The following is a 1,285-nucleotide window of genomic DNA, read 5'->3' as shown; positions in this document are numbered from 1 at the left end:
GGTCTGGTCTGGTCTGGTCTGGTCTGGTCTGGTCTGGTCTGGTCTTTATTTAACATTTTATTTCTAAAAGAATCACGCCATTTTCTTATTGGTATCCACCAAGATATAGTATTTATTATATTATTAATTATATTGTTTTTATTTTCAAGATTAGCTTTCAAATTTGATATTTCAATATTCTGATTATATATACAATTCTCTAAATTTAAAATTTTAGAATTGGATTGAAAAATCTCATTAAATAAGAAATCATTATTTATTTTTTCAGTTTCTAAAACAGATTTATCAATATAATAATACTTTTTTTCTGTTTCATTTATAATTAACTTAATATCATTAAAATATTCTTTGGTTAAAGATATAGATTCATCAAGTGCATTATAATATATTTTTGCTAAATTTATATCATTAAAAATATCTCCAGAATACTTTATAGGTGGATATTTAAAATGATGAAATCTAGTTGAAGTTTCATACATAAGTATAACTTTTTTTCTCATTAAAGTAGCCCAGTATATAGCATGGTATGAATTAGATATTATTATATTTGATGAAGCTATAAATTGCATTATATTATATATATTATCACTATTATATATTATATCATAATTATTATAATCAAATTTATAATAATTATGACTAATTATACCTATATCTCTTTTTATACTAGATTTAATATTCAAATATGGCAACATACAAGTAGCACATGGAACATATCTGAAATTTGAAGGATGATTATAATCTCTAATTGATATCATTTTTATTTTATTAAAATCTATATCAACAGTTATATCTTCAATATCATAAATATTATTATAGCCAACAGACCATAATATGACATTTTTTGATTTACTTGAAATTATATTTATAAAATTATTCCATTTATTCCAAGCATTTATCAATCCTCCTCCACCAATTATTACAATATCATTTTCTTTTATTAATTCTATATTAGGATTTTCTATATCATGTATATGTATATCATAGTTATACAAATATTTAAAATATTTATAGTAACCGCAATATATATCACCTCTATTAACAAAATCAAGTCTATGAATATAGTGTAACATTTAAATTCTCCAAAGTATCATTATTCAAAATATAAATTAATATATTTTATATTTTGAATCATCATAAAATCATATATAAAAAATTATGCTGCAATATCGTATTGCGACATATCTTGTAATTTATTATTAATTATTATAATATTACTAGCATCATATATGTACCCTCTACATATTAAGGTCTGGTCTGGTCTGGTCTGGTCTGGTCTGGTCTG

General features: G+C 21.9%; 1 protein-coding gene. It reads right to left on the bottom strand.

Going from position 1 to position 1,285, the window contains the following annotated elements; genetic code table 11:
• A partial coding sequence (locus tag F811_RS0100055) for a polysaccharide pyruvyl transferase family protein (RefSeq protein WP_026364292.1) occupies window positions 1-1,073 on the bottom strand: 1,073 nt, incomplete at its 3' end.
• Between the last annotated feature and the right edge of the window lie 212 nt (window positions 1,074-1,285).

Source organism: Brachyspira innocens ATCC 29796, assembly GCF_000384655.1.
GTDB classification, from domain to species: domain Bacteria; phylum Spirochaetota; class Brachyspiria; order Brachyspirales; family Brachyspiraceae; genus Brachyspira; species Brachyspira innocens.
This window is presented reverse-complemented; position numbering and strand designations above follow the sequence as displayed.